Raw genomic sequence first — 20,294 nt, forward strand, 5'->3', positions numbered from 1 at the left:
AATGGCTTTCGTGAGAAAGGGACGAGTAAAAACTAAAGCTGAGGCTGACCAACCAGATATCCATACGTCAGAGGACTTGCTGCTATATGCGGAGAAAAAGGGAATAAAGACGGATCCATTAAATATTGCAGAGCTAGCACATGAGCTTGGTATAGTAGTTCGATATGAACCTATGGACGGGGACGATTCTGGCTCGTTAGAGATGAACGATAAAGAAAACAGATGGATAATGACAATTAATTCTCTCCATCATCCCCATAGGCAACGTTTTACAATGGCGCACGAGCTTGGGCATTTTATTAAACATTCGCCAATCTCGTCGCGGTTTCATGACACGAACTTTTTTCGGAACTCTGAATCAAATCAAATGGAGACTGAAGCTAATAACTTCGCAGCCGATCTTTTAATGCCAAAAGATAAATTTGATTATTTCGTTCAAAACAAATCGGCTTCAGCAGAAGCGGTGGCGGAATATTTTCAGGTTTCTACTATTGCTGCAAGGGTCAGAGCTAAGCAGTTGGGGTATACTGGGCACGGTTTATGAAAAAGCTTTACTACCCAATTTTAAAAACTAGAGACGCTGAACTAAGGGCTATGAAACATTTGTCCGTTGAGGTATTGCAACGTACATGTCCAATTTATGAATTAACAAAGTCTAGGAAAACAACAAAAGTTCCAGATGGCGATATTCACAGAAGAATGAAAGTTATAGAAGAAATTCAGGGTCACAACGAGTTTATATTAGACCTATCAACAGACGAAACCTATACGAACCCTCAAATAAAACAGCTCTTGTCTCCCTATCACGGGTTTAGCGATTGGTTCTACTTCGTAGTGGAAAATTACCGCAATCTAAATATTATCCCAACGGTCCATATTTACGAAGACGAAGACGGATTTTCAAATGAAGTATCAGAGTTTGTCAGAAAGATGTCTCAAATCAAAACAAAACTTGCTCTCCGTTTACCGCATGATCTAGGTGTAGACGATATACTTGAATATTTAAAGTCGGTAATCGAAGCAATGGACGAACGTTGCAAGTTAATTATTATTTTCGATGCTGGTCATGTAACTGAAGCCGAATATGCAAAAGTGATAGGTTCTTTTACCGAGTCCTGCGAAGCTGTAGAACGTTTAGATAGACTTGAGAGTATTGTTGTTGCGTCTTCTTCATTCCCCTCTGACGTTAAAAATTCTGGCGGCCATGATGCAGAGGGGGATTTTGCCATACTAGAGGAGAAAATTTATCTCGCGGTAAAAGATGAGTGCCCAATCGTAGAATGTGGCGACTATGCATCAATCAATACTGAGCAAATCGAAATGCGTGGTGGTACGTTCGTCCCAAGATTGGACATCGTTACAGAGGATTGCAATAGATTCGTGTATAAGAGATACCGACGCGATGATGGAAGTTATCCAAGATGTGCGAAGCAGATGTTAAAGGATAAGCGATACAAAGGAGATAACGGTTGGTGGTCTAACGATGAAATAGCGCTAGCAAGCAATGATGTACCAAATGGTATAAGCCCTGCCTATTGGATATCTGTGCGAGTTGATTATTACATAAACATGAAGATAAAAAAGCGTTTAGAAGAGCTAGAGCTTCCTGAACGCTGAGCTTCTGGGTTTGGTTATAATGATCAAGTCATCGGAATTAAGTTGTTTATAGCTTTCTTTGCGGATAATTTCTGTAGGCAACTGATACCTATCTCTTAAGTTACTACGTGAAAGCGCTTTAATGTCAGAGAAGGTTTTCAACTTTGTAAGTAATTGGCAAAGTTCATGAGTCGACACATTCGGGGTAGGCTTACTGATACGCCTCAATTGTATGCTTGTAATCGTGCTTAGAAGCGCCATTTTATTCTGTATCTTAAATATCTTTGGGCTTCTTAGTTTTTTTACTGAGTTTCTAGTAACTACATTTAAGCCAACCCATCGCGGAGCGATTTCTCTGATCTTTTTAATATTTGCAGGCTCACATACAACTACTACTGCATCAAAATAAAGGCGATAGTCTTTCAGTTGATTCGCTAGTGCATTAATGTTGTCGTTTTCACTTTTTATTTCATATCCAGTGACTACAGTGTTTGAGATAGACATGATATCAGCTCTGCGCCTACCAAATAAAAATGGAACTTCAGAACCTACAGCGTCTACATTCGAATCGTCTAAAAGTGACGATACGAGTAGTTTTTTAATTTCTATCTCATTCAAAATATAATGTTTATTTATACAGATTAATTTCAAAGTATAAATTATTTCAATTTACCTATAAAGGCTATCTTTACGCCTTTGTAACGCGCACTTAGTTTCGCTCTCTAGCTAGGCTCAACAAGTGAACAAACTCAATGTTCTTTTCTTTTTGAGACTATAAAGCTATCCTTTGGTTTGAGGTTGTGTATTATCGCAATACAAGGGTGATGTGTTACCTGCACCTCTCACCCTAAATTGTTCCGAGTAGGATTTTTTATGGAAAAAGTAGACGTTTTAAAACTTGCTGAACTGGTAAATGCTCAATCTCTTACGGGAGAACTCGCGGAGCACCTTTTGAATACTAATGGCGTCCTTTATGAAGCCGCTGAGGAGACTAATAAATTTAGGAGGTTACTGCAAAATGGCGAAGTATCTGAAGGGTATTTTCAAAGTGGGGTCTTTGTAAATGAAAAGGTAGTGGCGTGCTTACCTGTTACTGAGTGAGTTGTTTTATTTCCACCTACTTCTTCGGCCAATAGGTCCTTATACGCTCAGGTATTGTAGAAATAACGCTAATATAATTTTATTTTTTAAAGCGATCTAAAATGGTAGGAAATACGTGCTACAGCCTAAAAACGCCCCATTAAATGTATTCTCATCCAATTTTTTCGGATAGTAGGCCCTTATATACTTGGGGGTTGTACAATCACCACCCAGATTCCTTTCGAAGGCGATCTAAAATGGTAGGAAATACGTTGCTACAGCCTAAAAACGCCCCATTAAATGTATTCGCACCCAATTTTTTCGAATATTAGGCCCCGATATACTTGGGGGTTGTACAATTACCACCCAGATGCCTTGTGAAGGCGATCTAAAATGGTAGGAAATACGACACTACAGCTTAAAAACGGTCTATTAAACGTGTTTTCACCCAATTTTTTCTCATACACTCTGGGCTTGTACAATTGCCATCCAGATGTCCTTCGAGGCGATCTAAACTGGTAGGAAATACAATACAACAGCTAGGAACGAGCCATTAAACGTATTTCCACCCACTTTTTTCCAGTCAATAGAGCCTAGTATGTTCAGAGATTATACAAAGGATGCTCAGATTCTCTTCGAGACGATCTAAACTGGTAGGAAATACAATGCAACAGCCTAGATGTATTCCTTTAAACCTATTTTCACCCACTTTTTTCGGTCATTAGGTTCTTTTAGGTTCAGGAATAATACAAATAATGCTCAGATTCTCTTCGAGACGATCTAAACTGGTAGGAAATACAATATGACAGCGTAGAAACATTCCATTAAACGTATTTCTACACACTTTTTTCGGTCATTAGGTCCTTTTATGTTCAGGAATAATACAAATAATGCTCAGATTCTCTTCGGACGATCTAGACTGGTAGGAAATACAATACAGCAGCTAGAAACGAGCCATTAGACGTACTTCCTCCCACTTTTTCAATCAATAAATCTTTATATATTCGGGGAGATTTTACAAATAATGCTCGAATGCCATTAGAAGTCGATCAAAACTGGTAGGAAATACTAAGCTACAGCTTGATAACACCCGGTTAAGCGTATTTCAATCCACTTCTTCGGGCAGTGGGTCTTCATACACTTGGGGATTATACAAATAATACCTAGATGCCCTTCGAAGACGATCTAAACTGGTAGGAAACATTACATTATCCGGTTTACAACTCATATTTTTTGGTCAATAGACTATACGTTCAGCGATTATGCAAACAATGCTTAGATTCCATTTGAAGGCGATGTAGACTGGGAAAATCCTAATATTTAGGCCGCGAAATACAACTAAACGTATTCTCCACGACGTTTAGGGGTCGGAATACAGTTACGTCAGAGGAGAGTGTACGAGTAATACTTAGAGACCATATAAGCGCGATATGAAACGTGGATAGTTGAGTGTAAGTCGTTTTTAACCAATAGAATATATTGAAATTTCTTTCAAAAATGGTTTTCTATGTGACTTATAGTCCGTGGTATTAAAGTCTACGTTTGTGATGATTGTCCTCGACTTAACCGGGAGTTACACGTGGACAACGAAAAGCTTCTCATGCAATTTGGAACAAAGATTGCGCATATACGCAGGGCGAAAGGTCTAAGCCAAGAAAAATTGGCAGAAATGACTGAACTAGATAGGACTTATATCAGCTCTATAGAGAGAGGGAAGAGAAATGTAAGTTTAATAAATATTGTTCGTGTCGCGAAAGCACTTAATTGTCCACCTAGTGAACTCTTTAGTGAACTGGGAGACAACATTGGACAATATTGATAAAGCATACGATTTTTACAGTAAACATATCTACGATAAAGAAAAAATCAAACTATTACGTGAATACAACCTTAAAACAGCTGGATTTGTACCATCAGTTCTTTGGGAGTTATTTGGAGCTCTAATCACGGGCAAAAAAGGAACAGGTTTAACTGGCGCAGATTTAGAAGGGTGGGAAGTAAAATCCTCTGTTGAACGCGGTTCCTTTGAATACCAGTACCATCTCAATACCGGGCGACCTAAACTTATCGAAGACTGCGGAGTCAGTCACTTGTTTTGTTCATACTCGAAAGATTATAAGAATGTTTTCGTCAGGATGATGACAGGAGAAGAACTACGTGAAAGTTATTTCGATAAGTGGTTGCCTGAATACGAACTAAACTATGATCGAAGTATTGAATCAACTGCAAGGCGTCAACGGTTCCGCAGGTCTATTCCTTTCGGACATGTTTCTAAAAATGGTAAACTTGTATTAGAAATAAAAAATACTGAATTAGTGTATAAAAATACAGTATAATGTTTTGTGGTTTTTAATGCAGGCTGATATTAAATGAAATTTGCAGAGTTTTTTGCTGGCGTTGGGCTAGTTAGAGAGGGGTTAGCGATTGATGGGTGGGAGTGCGTTTGGGCTAACGATATCTGTGAAAATAAGATGCAAACTTATCTCCAAAACTATGGAGAGGACCACTTCAGATTGGGAAATGTCTGGGATTATGTAGACGATCCGACAAGTATACCTGATGATATTTTTCTCTATACAGCTTCATTTCCATGTACTGATCTTTCAGTTGCTGGAGGTCGTGCTGGTTTAGCCGGAGTACATTCTGGGTCTTTAAATGCCGTTTTAAAGATATTGCTCAATAAAAGGCGAGCCGGAGCCGCCCCTAAAGTTATATTACTTGAAAATGTATTGGGTTTTATTACGTCTCATGGTGGTAAAGATCTTAGTGACACGGTTAATTTACTCAATGAACTCGGTTATGTGGTTGATGTCATTGAAATAAATGCTGCGCATTTCACTCCACAAAGCCGGCAGCGCGTTTTCTTAGTTGCAGTTGATAAAGAGATTGCTTCAAATACCATGAAAGTTAAGTCTAACGATGGTGCTTATGCCGATGATTGGTGGGAAGAACTTACCAGTAGACCTGACATCAGATCTTTGAAGTTGCAAAACGTCATTAGACAGAATAAAAACTTAAATTGGGGACTAGTAAAGGTCCCTCCGCTGCCAGTTCTCAGCAATTCTTTAATTGATATTATAGATGAATCGGTAGGCGAAAACTCAAAATACTGGTGGGACTTAGATAGAAAAAATAAATTGTTTTCGCAAATGAATAATAATCATAAGCGAATCCTTGAGTACATGTCAGCTCAAGATAGTCTTTCTTATGGGACGGTATACCGAAGAATGAGAAAAGGGCTGTCGATGGCCGAACTTAGAACTGATGGTATAGCAGGTTGCTTGAGAACACCAAGAGGTGGTTCAAGTAAGCAAATCTTGATACAGGGTGGGTTCGGAGACTGGAAAGTTAGGCTATTAACTCCGAGGGAATATGCAAGATTGCAGGGGGTTAGAGATTCTTACATTTTACCTGTCAAAGACAATCAAGGCTATTTCGCAATGGGGGATGCAGTTTGTGTACCTGTAATCAACTTCATTTCTCAACACATACTAACCCCCATATATTCTGCGTATATCGATAAAAAAATTAAGAAGGCCAGTTAAGAAGGCTTTAAGTGAAATAGACTGTCTCTCGCATGTTCGTTTTAACAGTGCTCAATTAGAATGCTAATTTCTATGCTCAGTCACAAAAACGTTATTCTGATCGGCATTCTTAATTCGGGATTTTGAACTAATTTGTTTAGGCTATTTAAAATCTGAGATTGAAATCAACGTTTCATAGAGCTTTGCGCTTCATTCGCTAGCTTTATAGTGTTTTATACTTGAAATATATAATTATAAGTTCAAAAAAAGAGGTGTTATTGCTAGAGGATACTGACATTTCCATAAATTGATCTCAACTAAATCTGACGGTCTATTGTGTACATGATTTGGTCATTAAATTTATTTACATCGAAAACCCAGCGATGGCTTTTCAATACAAACAGGTGTTACTACGAATTCTCGGTGATAAGCTTTAAGACTCAGGTTTTTAAAGGATTTTTATGCCCTCAACCAATATTCAAACAGAGTATGACTCGCCAATAATATTCAGAACCTGCGACCAAGATGTTTATAATGCAACTTGTGAAACTGGTTCTTTATGGTTAAGAACAAGCAATTATTATCGCAAAATCGAAGATATGGCTCGTCGTGACATCGGGGAAGGGGTTACTGGGACTAGTGTTGGGCTTGAGTTATCGATCAACCCAGAGAACGCAAACGGCATTAGACTAAAGGGGACTGGTACTATTGGCTGCGAAATAATCCCGCATTATTTAATCTCGTTTCATGGAGCCGCAATCAAAGAACAAACAAGAAGAGACTTTGGAGGATATACTCTTGGCGTTAAATCACTTACAAAGCTCAGTGCGGAAATTGTGTATCAGGCATCACTTCAAGTAGATGTTACTGGTTACAGGTACGGCCCGGTTTCCTATCAAAACACGGCATTAACATTGTCCCATTCAGGTTCAAGCGCCGCTTTAGAAATGACTGGAACACCTGCTGTTTATTTAAAATCAATCAACACTGATGTGCTACGCAAATTACCTGTGGAGCCATTCATTTCCCAAGACGAATGGCGGATCGCTCTTTTTGTTAAAAACTATCTTAAAGATGAGATAAATGAACCTCTTAAAATCCATGTCAGTCCATCACATTTTTATAGGTACATGTCATTATAAGAACACTTTAAAACCAAGTTAGCGGGACAATATTAAGCTGGTCTCCGCCTCTTTGTGCTTTTTTAGCCAGTCTTAAAACCAACAGTAGTTCGCGAGGTTGCCAGCAATAACTCATGTCGTGTATTTTGGCAATCACCATCATCATTCGACCAATGCGGTCAATCGCTTTATCGTATAGAACAATAAAGTCTCGGCCTCTTCTAATACTTCGTTGACAGAATCGTTCACCCGTCTTTTAGGCAGTCGACTACCTGAGTCTACGCAAGAGCTTATACTATTGAAAGCGGTGAAATTTTTAGTCCGTTCATATGAGGCACTGGTTTCATAATGGCATATACTTGATGAAGACTTTTTTACCGCGACTGGGGTCAACGTTGGGTCTGACTCGGCCTGCTCTGTCCCTCAGCCTGTTTGTAACAATAAGAAGCTAGCAATTATTAACAGCTTACAATTATTCATAAAGTTTCAAATAAATGATGCATGAATTGAGTCTGCCACTTTGGTTGGGCATCACCATCCATACACTATTCCGAGGTGCAGTTACAAAGAGAAAGGCTTGCTGCTAACATAGCTATAAAATCTGAGGGGGTGATAAAATGAACATAGAGCAAATAATAGACGACACCGCTGATGAACTGAGAGCTGTGCACGACATCATCAGTACGATTCTCGAAAGCATCCCAGCCGACGAGCCAGAGCATAAAGCTATCGAGTGTAGTGACAATGCAATGGTGCTGCTTGAGTATGCCCGTGGTTATGTTAATCGCGCATTCAAATGTCTCGATAGGCTAGGTAATCACAGATGAGTTTAAACTTAAATTTAGCTTTTATAGTAATCAGTCTAAAAACTCTTCAATCGAAACGAAAATGAGCGAGCGTTATTTGCATATTCACGCTCGTCCGTAATGATATGGGGCAGCAATGTACGTTTTATGACATTTAACTTTTCTCATGAGAACACAGAATACAGTTTTTCAGTTGAAACGGGCTTTATTATAAATTTTCAGTAATAAGCCCCATTGAGAGATAAGACTAAGAAATTTTTAGGATAAACAATTGGTGCGCCAAATAGCTATAGTGAGATAGTTAGGAAAAATGCAATCACGTCCTATAGAGAGATTAAACTTCGATGCTATTTTGGGGAGAAAAGTCACTAATTTGTGAAAAGTTTTCGCTCAGCTAGAACGCGAAATTAACGGCAGTGGAACCGCTGAAGGCTGAGAAAAAGCAAAATATTCTGTTCAAGCGTCTAGGTAGGTAGCCGGTATTATCGAGTAAAATACTGAAAATATAAAGAAGGCATTGTAAAACATTACAAACATAGTAAAACGTACTTAGCCAGTCAATTTACAGTTGGGATAAACTGACGAAAAGAGAGCTGAGTAACAATATTTATAGCTATATTTCACTTAAATCTTAATGTATGGAACATAGCTTTTTTTGATAACACTTGTTAGTGAAAAATTTAATTTTATTTAAAGAGGTGCTTTAGTGAAAGATAGTTCGTTCTTAGCATGGATACTTCGTATGAATCTCATCAAGCGTTGGTCCCCTATGCACTTAGTTAAACAAGAAAATGTCGCCGAACATAGCCACCAAGTTGCCGTTATCGCTCATCTTTTAGCTACTGTTAAAAATGTTTATTGCGGTGGTCAAATAAGTCCTGAGAAGGCGGCTACGATAGCTCTATACCATGAAGTTTCTGAGACTAAGCTTCAAGATATTAATCACGTTACAAAATACAGTTCACCAGCATTAACTGAGGAGTTTAAGAAAATTGAAGATTTAGCTGAGATAGAGTGCTTGAACACCCTTCCTGAAAAATTAAAACCGCTGTTTAAAGAGCTAGTCATCCAAAAACAGGTAGATGAAGAATATAAAAAATTAGTAAAAGCGGCAGATGTGCTTACTGCGTATTTCAAAGCATGCGATGAGCTTAAATTCCACAACCCAGAATTCGTATCTGTTAAAAGACGCTTATCTAAGAAAGTTGACTCGTTCAAAGAAGACATGCAAGAAGTAGGCGTGTTTATGGATTTATTTGAACAAAACTGCTTGGCTAGTTTGGATGATTTATCTAGTTAATCTTGACTTTTGAACTTTGTATGTAGTAATTTGTATGTATGGCTTTTATTACAAAGCTATATACTACAAAGGCTTCAGCTACCTTTCTTTATTAAAAGATACGATATTGGTGTTTTGTTCCGAAAGGGGGATGACCTATATCATGTGCTAAGCACAGCGTTTCAATTAGTGTGGGATCGAGTGCCAGCGAACGCGCTATATCAGGAAATTTTACCCAAAGTTGCGCGGTAATACCTGTGCCGATTTGTGCAGCCTCTAATGAATGGGTGAGCCGTGTACGATAAAAATCGCTCAGCCCTACACCAAGCACTTGGGTTTTTGCCTGTAATCTTCGGAACGCCGCGCTGTGAAGTACACGCGCTTTATCGCGCTGATACGGATTGCGGTGATCGCCGTCTCGAGTTTCGCTACGGGGTAAGCGACGCTCGTGTAATGCTAGTTCCCATTCGCTTGTTGCCAAAAAAGCCTCACTGCTATGTTTTGCTGTTTGCTAGTACCGTAACGCAGACGCGATAATGTGTGTCGTCATGGTTTGCTTCTCTTTTATATATCGTCTTGGGTAATTTCATCAAGGCTTAAAGAAAAGCTTGGTACGTAGCGTGTTAAGAAGTAGTCCACTTCTTCAGAATGGTATTCTTTGAGTGTTTTATCTAGGCGTTTTTTTGCCAGCTTAAATTCTTGGTTGCCAGCCGCAAGTTCTTCCAGCGTTTTAAGATAAGCACAAAGCACATCAGCCGCTTTTACGATGAATGCTTCTTCTTCGCTATGGTAGTGGTGATCAATCAGTGCCGCATAGTCTTCACGAAACGCTTCAGGCGCCATTTCAATGAGCTTGTTCTCTGCAATTTTCTCAATCTTCTTATATTCTTCTTTTATCGCAGGATTGAAGTATTTTACTGGGGTAGGAAGGTCGCCCGTGAGTACCTCAGAGACATCATGAAAAATTGCCATGGTTGCGATGCGTTCAGGGTTGAGGGTGCCGCCAAAAAACTTATTTTTAATTAAGGCCAGCGCGTGCGCTACCATGGCCACCTGTAAGCTGTGCTCCTGCACGTTTTCCGTACGTACGTTGTGCATAAGCGGCCAGCGATTGATAAGCTTTAAGCGTGCTAAATGCGCAAAGAAGTGGCTCTTATCAGACACATTACGCCCCTTGCTTGTAGGTTCTAAAGAAGTTGCCAATGCGATGCAGTGCGGGCACTAATACATCGCTATGGGGTAAAAATACTAATCGGAAATACGTGCCTTCGGTAAGGTTAAACGCGCGGCCATGTACCAGCAGTATTTTTTCAGAGCTTAATAAATCCAACACCATTTGTTCATCGTTTTGAATGTTGAACTTTTTGTCATCCACTTTGGCAAAACAATACATCGCCCCTTTAGGTTTTACGCATGAAATACCGTCAATACCGTTAAGCATATCTGTCGTCACGTCGCGCTGTATGCGAAGGCGCCCGTTTTCTTTTACCAAATCATCAATACTCTGATAGCCACCTAATGCGGTCTGTATTGCACTTTGACAGGGAACGTTTGCACACATACGCATTGAAGACAGTATGTTGAGCCCTTCAATGTAGTCAGACGCTAGGCGCTTATTACCGCTCACTACAAGCCAGCCAGAGCGGAATCCTGCTACGCGGTAATTTTTACTTAAACCGCTAAAGGTAACGAAAAAGACATCGTCTGCCAGTGAAGCAATACTGGTGTGTTTTGCCTCGTCGTAAAGAATTTTGTCGTAGATTTCGTCGCTAAATACCACTAAGCCGTGCTCGCGGGCCACTTCAACTACCTCTAGCAAAAGGGCTTTGTCGTATACTGCACCGGTGGGGTTGTTTGGGTTAATCAGCACGATAGCGCGCGTTTTACTGGTGATTTTACTTTTTATGTCATCAATATCTGGGAACCAGCCTGCTTGCTCATCACACCGGTAGTGGACTGGGGAGCCCGAGGATAGACTTACAGCCGCCGTCCATAGAGGATAGTCGGGGCTTGGAATGAGCACCTCATCTCCATGATTGAGCAAGGCTTGCATCGCCATCATGATTAATTCAGACACACCATTACCTATATATACATCATCTACGCGGATGTCTTTGATATTACGCTGTTGGTAGTACTGCATCACGGCCACACGGGCGGCATAAATTCCTGTCGAGTCAGAGTATCCTTGAGACGTAGGCAGGTTATGAATAACGTCTTTTACAATATCATCAGGGGCTTCAAATCCAAATGGGGCGGGGTTACCGATATTCAGTTTTAATATGCGGTGTCCTTCGTCTTCCATTTTACGTGCTTGCGCAGCAATTGGGCCTCTAATGTCGTAACAAACGTTATCTAATTTATGTGAGCGAGATACAGTTTTCATGGTCTATCTGGTTGATTTACATACCCTGAGATTATCGCAATCCAAAGCTATATGCGATGACCTTTTTGCAGTATTTCAGTCTAAAGTACGACTTTTTTCACCAAATGCTCAATTAATGAACACATGGCGATATAGCCATTCCGCTTGTCGCTAAAGTATAAAATTTATGTTAATAGCTTGTGAACTTTTCATTCTGGGCCTATCGTAGTAATAAGGCGTGTATAAAAAACGCGTTAGTAACAAACAGGCTAACAAGCAGAGGTGATAAGAATATGTCGCACCATTTCAAAGAAACACCAGAGAACGCGATCACGCAAAGCGGTATAGCGCGCGTTATTCCATGTAAAGAATTAGACGTTGGTGACCCAATAAAATGGGTGTCTCTAGCATTGAGAGACGCCATGCGCGCTCCGGGGCTTACCGTTTTTTACGGAGTGCTTTTCGCGGTCATTCCGTGGTTCATCATGTACTTGGTAGAAATGACGGGATGGCATTTAGTTATTTTACCCGCCATCGTCTGTTTCATGTTGGTAGGGCCTTTTCTAGCAGCTGGTCTGTACGATATCAGTTGGGAAATGGAAAAAGGGCATAAACCCACGCTACGCCATTCGCTACGCGCAATGCGAAGAAACGCGTTCAACGAGTGGGGGTTCGCTATTTTACTCATGGTAATGATGATTTTTTGGTTGCGCGTTGCCTCGCTTATTCATGCGCTTTATCCACCATATATAGAAAATGACTTAGAAAGCTTGTTACCGTTTTTGGCATTAGGCACTATCGTTGGCGCAGGCTTTACGTTGGCGATGCTTTTTGTGACCGCTTTTACTCAGCCCATATTGATGGAGCGCAAGGTTGACCTTGCGACAGCAGTATTAACGAGTGTGAACGCAGTATGGTTAAACAAAGTTCCCATGCTTATATGGGGTGCAATTATTTTCAGTGCAGTCGCCATTGGTTTTGTAACAGGGTTTATCGGTTTTATCGTATTGATGCCTATTATTGGCTATGCGTCTTGGCACGCTTATATTGACGCAATTGAAACCAAACGCGAACGCAAATATGAGTAGTTTTAAGTGATTTGTGTAATTTAATTACGTAAATTGGGCTGTCATTCGTATAAAAAATAGACTTTATGATGGTTTATTTTGTTAAAATTACATTTTTAAGGCTCCTTAAGGAGCCTTTTTATACTTAAGTCTTATATTTCTTTCTTCCTATAAAAGTACAAGCTAGATAGATTAGTAATATATGTTTTAGATTAATTTAGGAAATTCAAAGGTTTAGCCAAATAACAACCATGTAACAACTTGATTTACCAAGCATTTACCCTCGTTACACAATCTTTCAACAGAAAAGTTTTTATTCTTGATGCATAAATAAAGGGCGTTGAGTGGCTCGTTAATCTAATTAACCCCGCTCATCCAAAACAAAGAGTTTGTCGAAAACTTGATTGTTATTTATCCATACATTGAGGATTTAAAAATGAAACTATCTAAAGCACTAAATGTTTTAGCGGCTACAGCAACAGTTGTTTTTACCATTAACGCAAATGCAGCTGCTCCACAAAAGGATGTACGTTTTGTTGGTGAGACCCAGTTTGCAGGTTTTTGTAAAGCCATAGTCAATGATGACGTAAGAGTACTACGTTCTAGTCTTTCGCGTAACGTGGGCCGTATTGGCGCGAGTCAACGTGAAGTATTACGCATGGTAACATCTGAAGAAGGATTGACATGTAACGGAAGTAGTCTTATTGAGTTTTCTGTAGAACGCGACGCAAACGCGGTACATGAGTACCTAACGTCGCGTAGCTAAGGCATTGGCTGCGGTAACAGAAAATCCAGAAAAAGCGGGCTAGTCATTCTTACTTGTCATCATTATTGTCATGATGGTTAGCGTAGAATCTAGACCCGCTTTTTGTCTTATCCTATTTTCAGTTTGCTATTTTAATGTATGTCGCTACGCGAGCTTTGCTGGTTTTAAATAAGCGCTGCGTTTTAAACCTGAGCTTTAGCAGCAATACGTAAGCGAGAGGTACCAAAAACAAGCTGGTAAGCGTTGAAAATACCAGCCCACCAATGATGGCTATCGCCATTGGAGAGTAAGGCGGTCCATCACCACCAATACGTGTATTGCCCATAGCAAGCGGGATAAGCCCCAGAACAGTCGTGGCTACTGTCATCAGGATTGGCCTGATACGGCTCATACATCCTTCAATTACTGCGTCATACAACGATAGGCCGTCGTTTATGAGTTGGTTAATTCTATCAACCAACACAATGCCATTGTTCACTACGATGCCCATAAGAATCAACATGCCAATCATCCCCATGATAGACATTGATGTACCCGTAACCATGAATGCCCAGAACACACCCGTGAAGGAAAACAGTAGGGACGTTATCACAGACGTAGGAAGGATAAGCGACTCAAACAGCGCTGCCATCACAACGTATATCATGCAAAGTGCCAACAGCATGTTCATTTGCATCACTGCGTTGGCTTCATCCTGACGTGAGAAACTGCCGTCTAGCGTCCACTTGTAACCCGTAGGCAATTCAATATTCGCAAGTGCTTTCTCGATGCGCTCGCGGGCTTGTTCAGTCGTGGTTTCTCCCTCTAAGTTGGCGCCGATAGCAAGCGCGGTTTGACGGTAGTTGCGGTTAATTTGCGATAACTGTGGCACAACGGAGAAATCAGCAATCATATTTAGCGTTACAGACTGCCCCTGCGCAAAGCCAATGTTGATATTCTTTAGTTCGCTCAGTGAGGCTTGAATATCGCTACCGAATTTAAGCTGCACCGCTACTTCTCCGGCGTCACCATAACGGAATGTGCGCAAATTACTGCCTCGTAGGGCCGTAGAGATCAGTTTAGCCACATCATTAACTTGAATGCCGAAGCGGTTAGCTTTCTCTCTGTCTATGCGTATTTGAACTTCATCGCGGGTAGATCCCGTGTCTGCTTTTACATCTTCCAGCCCGTTAATAGTGGAAAGAATAGGAATGATTTGTTCGGAAATATTTATCAAGGTTTCTGACGACTCGCCCAATAGCGTTACTCTTACGCCACCACCATTACCGCTATCCCACTGGAAAGAGGGGCGAGCCCGCACAAACGAAGGCATGTTTTTGCGAATATCTTCTTTAATTTTTCCTACACTTACGGGCAACTCGTCATTCAGCGTAATGCCGCTTACTGCATGGCCAGCGGTAAAATAGGTATAGACCTGCTTTATATGAAAACGCTCTTGATTTTCATAAAGGTAAGCCTCCATTTTATCTACAGTCTTTTCCACTTCTTCCAGTGTGAAGTTCTGTGTTACGTGATAGTTAAGCCAAATGCGCTCTTGGTTATTGTTACCTTCATCGTCTGATGTCACTGCCTGCATCGGCACAAAGGTCGACGCCAATATAAATAGAGCGATAATGCAGGTTATGCCCTGGTGCTTCAACATCCAGTTAAGTGCACGGCCATAGCCTGTTATGTATGAAGGTGTTTTAGGTGTTTTTACAACCGGAATTTTTACCTTTGTTGTCAGCAATGGAATAAGTGTTTTGGCAATAAAAAGCGACGCGAACAGGGATATACAGATTGCCACGGCGACGTGCTCTAAGAAAATTGTCACGTCTATTTTTACTCCAATTATGTTGGGTAAAAATACAATCGCCGTGGTTGCCGTTCCGGCTATTACCGCTAAGCTGACTTTGTTCACTCCGATTTGCGTGGCCCGTTTAACATCACCTTCTTGTTGGCGTTCTTGAAAGATGCTTTCGGTGATCACAACGGCGTTGTCTACCAACATACCTACCGCTAACATCAGACCCATAAGTGATAAGATATTTAAGGTATAACCCAACAGATACATCACGCCTAAAGTGATACAAATTGAGAATGGTACAGAAAGCACCACAATTAAGGTGGTGGTAAGTTGTCGCAAGAATAAGTACAGCACAATGACTGATAACAACGCACCTAATAAACCTGCGTTAAGCAAGTCGCTTAGTGATGACGTAACGCTTTTGGCGGTATCGTCCATTACAAACAAACTAATGCCTGTGAACTCAGGGTCTTCCTTGGCTTTTTCGATAACTTTCATCACCGCGTCAGAAACTTCTACGAGGTTACTGCCCGATTCACGAAATACATTGAAGCCCACCGCAAAGGTACGATCTAAATGACGTCCTTCGTTGCGCTGCGGGAGTTCGTACGTCACGCTGGCTATATCAGAAAGACGTACGCTGCGACTCACCCACATATTTTTGAAATCGTTAACGTCGGTAAATTCACCCGTCGGATTAACCAGTATTTTTTCGCCGTTGTTGTACATGTAGCCCGCGGTAAGCGAGAAGTTTGCGTTTTGAAGCTGCTGTTCTAAACGGGTGCCGTCTATTTGGTAGGCCGCCATTTTTTTAGGATCTAGGCGAATCGTAATCTGACGCTTCATGGTGCCGTAAAGCTCAACTTTCGATACACCCGGAACACGCTCTAGCGGACGTTTAAGGTTGCGCTCAAGCAAGTCGTAAGCATTTGATAAGTCGCGGTCGCTCGATACACGCAGCTGAAATATAGGCATATCGTTGGTGTTAAACTTGTACACCATGATCCGCTCTATATCGTCAGGAAGCTCGTGGCGAATGGCATCAATTTTTTCCCGTGCTTCGATGCTTTTGGCTTTAAGGTTTTCATCCCAGTCAAACTCCACAATCACTTCAGCCATATTGTCGTAAGAGCGTGCCCTTAAGCGCTTTATCCCCGACATGGTAGCAACGGCTTCTTCAACCGGGCGGGTGATCATCGTTTCAATTTCAACTGGCGTCGCATCAGGGTAGGGGATCTGCACCACCATTTCTGGAATATCGATCCCAGGGAATTTCTCTAAAGGAAGCAAGCGTCCAGATACAATGCCGAACAGTAGCATAGACAAAAACAGCATGCCGATAGTGACAGGCTTATTGAGGGCAAAACGTGCCAGCGAGGCGCCTATACCTGCAATCTTTGAAAGGTGCGGCTGTGAAGCTATATCTGCCTCGTGTTTATTCGTTTCACTCGCTTGGCGCTTTTCAGTATTGGTTTGAGCACTCTTGTTAGAGCTGTGGAAAGGCGTACTCATAGTACACCTCCTTTTGACGTGGCTTCTTCGTCACCAAAACCCACCTTGGAATCAGTGTTTACAGACGTTTTTTGCTTAGCCGTTTTCTTAACATCGAACAGGCTGTAAAGCACGGGCAGAAGGATAAGGGTGAGCATGCTTGCAAACAGAAGGCCGTAAATAACCGTAATGGCCATTGGCGTGCGAATTTCGGCACCTTCGCCAAGACCAAACGCCATAGGCAATAAACCCAGTACCGTAGTAAGTGTGGTCATAACGATAGGGCGTAAGCGGGTTTTTGCTGCATCTAGAATAGCCGCGTCTTTATCTAAACCTTGACGGCGTAGCTGATTAATACGGTCAACTAATACAATGGCGTTATTCACTACAATGCCGCACAGCATAATCAAACCGATAAATACCACCACATTAAGCGGCGTATTGGTAAGCCACAGGCCGTACACAGAACCCGCACCGGCCAGCGGCACTGCGAATAAAATAAGCAGTGGGTGTAGCAACGACTCAAACTGTGATGCCATAACCAAATACACCATGAACACTGCAAGTGCTAGGGCAAACTGTAGAGAACGGAAGCTGCTCTGCATGTCTTCGCTCTGTCCGGTGACTTCTGCACTCAAAGATAGGGGAAGCTGGGTTTCAGCAATGACCTTGTTGGCAACGGCAACCGCTTCATCAAGCTTACCTTTGGCTAGGTTCGCAGATACCAGCGCTACGCGCTGCTGGCCAACGCGGGTTATTTCACTTGGACCTACGCTCATGTACACATCAGCGACGGCGCTTAATGGGATAGGTTGTGCCGAGCCTGGGTTAACAATAATGGCGCGTACGCTGGCGATGTCATCTCGCTGGTTTTCTTGCGTTCTTACAAGCACATCCACTTTTCTGTCTTCAACGCTGTATTGCGTGGCAACACGGCCACCCACTTTAGCGGCGATGAGTTGAGAAACGGTAGACGCATCAAGCTCAAGTCGAGCAAGTTTTGCGTGTTGGAAGGCTATTTTAAGCTCTGGATTTCCGTCGCGAATGCTGGTGGTAACGTCAGCGAAATTGCTATAACTAGCGAGTTTTGTCGCAATGGCGTCGCCATACTGCTGTAATTGATTAAGGTCGTAGCCCGCAATTTCAATTTGAATAGGCGAGGCAAAGCTAAATAGCTCTGGCTCTGAAAACGTTGCCTGAACCTGAGGTTTGAAGGCTAGGTAATCACGAAGCGCACGCTTCACATCGTCCATGTCGCCAGCTGTCGCCGTAGGCTGCATGACAATGTTTAAACGACCCCAATGATCACCACCTTGATTTGGCGCTGCGCTTATAAGGCTTCCTGTACCAGACATGGCATACGTGCGAAGCACTTTGGTTTCGCCGCCACTATTGTTATTTACCGCAACTGCGGCAAGCTCGCTGATAATAGCGTCGGTACGCGCGAGTGGCGATCCTGCCGGAAGGGTCACTTCTACTGAGAATTCTCCCTGGGATAGGGTTGGGATGAGTTCCATGCCCAATCTCGGGATCAGCAACACCGCGCCCGCCGCAAGTACAAAGGCAATGGCGAGAACTAGCGCTTTTGCTCGAAGGCTTATACGTAGCAGTTTTTCATAAGCAGAGGCGAGAAGGTCAAACGCTTTATTAAATAACCAGATAAGTGGTTTAAACGCAACGCTCAGTAGTTTACTGACGATATGCCATGCCCCGATCACCAATGTCACTAAGGCTGCAGGTAAAAACACAAAGACAAGCCTGAATACCCAACGAATTGGCAGGGTAATGTAATACATAACTTTGCCAAACGTTGACGTAGGAGCGGTAGGCGCAGGAGTAGTGAACACATCTTCGTGATCTAGCTGTTGTTTTTTCTTCTTGTGCGCCATTGCTGGAATGAGTGTCAGCGCGACAACAAGGGAGGCGGCCAAAGCGAACGACACGGTCAACGCTTGATCTTTAAACAGTTGCCCTGCAATGCCTTCTACAAATATCAGCGGCACAAACACCGCCATTGTAGTCAGTGTCGAAGCCACAATCGCACCAGAAACTTCTTTTGTACCTTCGCTGGCTGCAGATGACTCTGCTTCTGTGGCTTTTGCCGTTGATTTTTCATTCGCTGTCGCGTTTTCGCTTCCTGCGGTTTTAAGCTTTTTGTGACGATCGATATTTTCAAGCACAACAATACTGTTATCTACCAATAGCCCTACCGCGAGAGCAATACCCCCTAAGCTCATCATATTTAAGCTTATATCGTTAGCATACATCAGATTAAAAGTAGTAATAACGGATACGGGAATAGAGACCGAGATAATAACGGTAGCCCAAAAATCTTTAAGGAAAAGATACAGCACTAACATGGCTAAAATACCGCCCATTACCGCTGCTGATTTCACGTTGTCTATGGCTTGTTTAATGAATACACTCTGGTCATAAATTTCGCTAAGCGCATAGTTCGATGGAAGGGTATCGATCACTTCGTTTAATCGGGTGGCTACTTTTTGTGCAACGTCAACCGCATTAGCGTCGCCTTCTTTATAAATGGCTATTTCGATGCCTTCACTGCCATTGAATCGAGTCACTACGTTACGGTCTTTATACGCACTTTCTACCGTGGCAATATCTTTAAGCTGGATGTTTTTGCCTTCAAAACGGCCAATAAACAGGTTTTCTATATCGCTAAGCGTTTCAAACTGATTCAGGGTTCTGACCAAAAACGCCTGAGCTGCGTTGTCAATACGTCCACCCGCAGCATTAATGTTTTCAGCACTCACTCGGTCAATAATACGGGTAATGGGGATGGACAGCTGACTGGCTTTCTGTTGGTCAATAAGAATGTGAATCTCGTTTTCTAAACCACCACCAACGCGTACAGCTGCCACACCTTCTACCGACTCCAAAGCACGTTTTACCTGCTGTTCGGCATATAAACGCAGTCGCTTCATTTGCGCTACACTTAAACTTGATGTGTCACTTTGTGCCGTAAGCCCCAGTTTGATAACGGGATCTAAACTTGGGTTAAAGCGAAGGAGTCTTGGTTTTTCAATATCAAGGGGAAGTTGTAAAACATCGAGTTTTTCGCGCACTTCTAAACTCGCGAAATCCATGTCAGTACCCCACGCGAAAGACAGCACTACATCAGACTGACCGGCGCGCGACGTGGACGTGACTTTACGTACGCCTTTTACTACACCGATGGCTTCTTCAATGGGTTTTGAAACCAGTTGTTCAACTTCGCCTGGTGCCGCACCGTCATAGTCGGTGCGAATGGTAAGGGTAGGGTAAGACAAGTCAGGCAGTAAGTTAACAGACAGTCTGCCTAACGACACCATACCAAATAGCAATACCGCAAAAGTGAACATACTAACGGCAACAGGGCGCTTTACAGCAATATCTACAATACGCATTGTGTG

16 protein-coding genes and 1 pseudogene are annotated in these 20,294 nt (G+C 42.1%); 11 read left to right on the forward strand and 6 right to left on the reverse strand.

The annotated features are described in order from the left end of the window. Position 1 precedes the first annotated feature (1 nt). Both GVO63_RS05885 and GVO63_RS05890 read left to right on the forward strand, forming a co-directional pair. On the forward strand, positions 2 to 544 hold the full coding sequence (locus GVO63_RS05885) for an ImmA/IrrE family metallo-endopeptidase (RefSeq protein WP_159578481.1): 543 nt from the start codon (positions 2 to 4) through the stop codon (positions 542 to 544). Further along, a complete protein-coding gene (locus tag GVO63_RS05890; RefSeq protein WP_159578482.1) occupies positions 541 to 1,617 on the forward strand; it encodes a beta family protein in 1,077 nt (358 codons plus the stop codon). The genes GVO63_RS05885 and GVO63_RS05890 overlap by 4 nt, the downstream gene beginning before the upstream one ends. Here the strand turns inward: GVO63_RS05890 and GVO63_RS05895 are convergent. After that, positions 1,597 to 2,214: a sce7726 family protein gene (locus tag GVO63_RS05895; RefSeq protein ID WP_159578483.1), complete on the reverse strand. Its 618-nt coding sequence runs from the start codon at positions 2,212 to 2,214 to the stop codon at positions 1,597 to 1,599. The genes GVO63_RS05890 and GVO63_RS05895 overlap by 21 nt on opposite strands. Before the next feature lie 255 nt (positions 2,215 to 2,469). Between GVO63_RS05895 and GVO63_RS05900 the strand changes: the two genes are divergently transcribed. From GVO63_RS05900 to yfbR (GVO63_RS05930), 7 genes are all read left to right on the forward strand, one after another. Next, positions 2,470 to 2,697 (forward strand): hypothetical protein, encoded by a 228-nt coding sequence (locus GVO63_RS05900; RefSeq protein WP_159578484.1) that lies wholly within the window; start codon positions 2,470 to 2,472, stop codon positions 2,695 to 2,697. Between the two features lie 1,579 nt (positions 2,698 to 4,276). After that, positions 4,277 to 4,495, forward strand: a complete 219-nt coding sequence (locus GVO63_RS05905) for a helix-turn-helix domain-containing protein (RefSeq protein WP_201281881.1) — start codon at positions 4,277 to 4,279, stop codon at positions 4,493 to 4,495. Next, complete coding sequence (locus tag GVO63_RS05910; RefSeq protein WP_159578486.1) at positions 4,482 to 5,012, forward strand: hypothetical protein; 531 nt, start codon at positions 4,482 to 4,484, stop codon at positions 5,010 to 5,012. Before GVO63_RS05905 ends, GVO63_RS05910 begins: the two co-directional genes overlap by 14 nt. Before the next feature lie 33 nt (positions 5,013 to 5,045). Further along, positions 5,046 to 6,221, forward strand: coding sequence for a DNA cytosine methyltransferase (locus GVO63_RS05915; RefSeq protein ID WP_159578487.1), 1,176 nt, complete (start codon positions 5,046 to 5,048; stop codon positions 6,219 to 6,221). Between the two features lie 440 nt (positions 6,222 to 6,661). Beyond that, positions 6,662 to 7,342, forward strand: a complete 681-nt coding sequence (locus GVO63_RS05920) for a hypothetical protein (RefSeq protein WP_159578488.1) — start codon at positions 6,662 to 6,664, stop codon at positions 7,340 to 7,342. 596 nt (positions 7,343 to 7,938) lie between these two features. Then, entirely contained in the window at positions 7,939 to 8,148 is a 210-nt protein-coding gene (locus GVO63_RS05925) for a hypothetical protein (RefSeq protein WP_159578489.1), read from the forward strand. 685 nt (positions 8,149 to 8,833) lie between these two features. Next, positions 8,834 to 9,427, forward strand: a complete 594-nt coding sequence (gene yfbR, locus GVO63_RS05930) for a 5'-deoxynucleotidase (protein ID WP_159578490.1) — start codon at positions 8,834 to 8,836, stop codon at positions 9,425 to 9,427. 118 nt (positions 9,428 to 9,545) lie between these two features. Here the strand turns inward: yfbR (GVO63_RS05930) and GVO63_RS05935 are convergent. From GVO63_RS05935 to GVO63_RS05945, 3 genes and pseudogenes are all read right to left on the reverse strand, one after another. Further along, positions 9,546 to 9,887 (reverse strand): annotated as a pseudogene (locus tag GVO63_RS05935) (HD domain-containing protein); the annotation flags it as partial. Positions 9,888 to 9,970: 83 nt separating this feature from the next. Next, on the reverse strand, positions 9,971 to 10,570 hold the full coding sequence (yfbR, locus tag GVO63_RS05940; protein WP_159489505.1) for a 5'-deoxynucleotidase: 600 nt from the start codon (positions 10,568 to 10,570) through the stop codon (positions 9,971 to 9,973). Position 10,571: 1 nt separating this feature from the next. Beyond that, complete coding sequence (locus GVO63_RS05945; RefSeq protein WP_159489506.1) at positions 10,572 to 11,792, reverse strand: pyridoxal phosphate-dependent aminotransferase; 1,221 nt, start codon at positions 11,790 to 11,792, stop codon at positions 10,572 to 10,574. A 272-nt stretch (positions 11,793 to 12,064) separates the two neighbouring features. Between GVO63_RS05945 and GVO63_RS05950 the strand changes: the two genes are divergently transcribed. Both GVO63_RS05950 and GVO63_RS05955 read left to right on the forward strand, forming a co-directional pair. Then, on the forward strand, positions 12,065 to 12,859 hold the full coding sequence (locus tag GVO63_RS05950; RefSeq protein ID WP_159578491.1) for a DUF2189 domain-containing protein: 795 nt from the start codon (positions 12,065 to 12,067) through the stop codon (positions 12,857 to 12,859). A 415-nt stretch (positions 12,860 to 13,274) separates the two neighbouring features. Continuing rightward, entirely contained in the window at positions 13,275 to 13,604 is a 330-nt protein-coding gene (locus GVO63_RS05955; RefSeq protein WP_201281879.1) for a DUF3718 domain-containing protein, read from the forward strand. A 118-nt stretch (positions 13,605 to 13,722) separates the two neighbouring features. On the opposite strand, the gene GVO63_RS05960 is transcribed toward GVO63_RS05955, so the two are convergent. Further along, entirely contained in the window at positions 13,723 to 16,902 is a 3,180-nt protein-coding gene (locus GVO63_RS05960) for an efflux RND transporter permease subunit (RefSeq protein ID WP_159578492.1), read from the reverse strand. Then, a complete protein-coding gene (locus tag GVO63_RS05965) occupies positions 16,899 to 20,288 on the reverse strand; it encodes an efflux RND transporter permease subunit (RefSeq protein ID WP_159578493.1) in 3,390 nt (1,129 codons plus the stop codon). Before GVO63_RS05965 ends, GVO63_RS05960 begins: the two co-directional genes overlap by 4 nt. Between the last annotated feature and the right edge of the window lie 6 nt (positions 20,289 to 20,294).

The sequence above is a fragment of the Alteromonas sp. KUL106 genome (assembly GCF_009811415.1).
Classification (GTDB): Bacteria; Pseudomonadota; Gammaproteobacteria; order Enterobacterales; family Alteromonadaceae; genus Alteromonas.

What these genes read in the sequence shown, in the direction of transcription:
- GVO63_RS05885 (WP_159578481.1), top strand. Translation starts at nt 2, where the DNA reads ATGGCTTTCGTGAGAAAGGGACGAGTAAAAACTAAAGCTGAGGCTGAC.
- GVO63_RS05890 (WP_159578482.1), top strand. Translation starts at nt 541, where the DNA reads ATGAAAAAGCTTTACTACCCAATTTTAAAAACTAGAGACGCTGAACTA.
- GVO63_RS05900 (WP_159578484.1), top strand. Translation starts at nt 2,470, where the DNA reads ATGGAAAAAGTAGACGTTTTAAAACTTGCTGAACTGGTAAATGCTCAA.
- GVO63_RS05905 (WP_201281881.1), top strand. Translation starts at nt 4,277, where the DNA reads ATGCAATTTGGAACAAAGATTGCGCATATACGCAGGGCGAAAGGTCTA.
- GVO63_RS05915 (WP_159578487.1), top strand. Translation starts at nt 5,046, where the DNA reads ATGAAATTTGCAGAGTTTTTTGCTGGCGTTGGGCTAGTTAGAGAGGGG.
- GVO63_RS05920 (WP_159578488.1), top strand. Translation starts at nt 6,662, where the DNA reads ATGCCCTCAACCAATATTCAAACAGAGTATGACTCGCCAATAATATTC.
- GVO63_RS05925 (WP_159578489.1), top strand. Translation starts at nt 7,939, where the DNA reads ATGAACATAGAGCAAATAATAGACGACACCGCTGATGAACTGAGAGCT.
- GVO63_RS05945 (WP_159489506.1), bottom strand. Translation starts at nt 11,792, where the DNA reads ATGAAAACTGTATCTCGCTCACATAAATTAGATAACGTTTGTTACGAC.
- GVO63_RS05950 (WP_159578491.1), top strand. Translation starts at nt 12,065, where the DNA reads ATGTCGCACCATTTCAAAGAAACACCAGAGAACGCGATCACGCAAAGC.
- GVO63_RS05955 (WP_201281879.1), top strand. Translation starts at nt 13,275, where the DNA reads ATGAAACTATCTAAAGCACTAAATGTTTTAGCGGCTACAGCAACAGTT.
- GVO63_RS05960 (WP_159578492.1), bottom strand. Translation starts at nt 16,902, where the DNA reads ATGAGTACGCCTTTCCACAGCTCTAACAAGAGTGCTCAAACCAATACT.
- GVO63_RS05965 (WP_159578493.1), bottom strand. Translation starts at nt 20,288, where the DNA reads ATGCGTATTGTAGATATTGCTGTAAAGCGCCCTGTTGCCGTTAGTATG.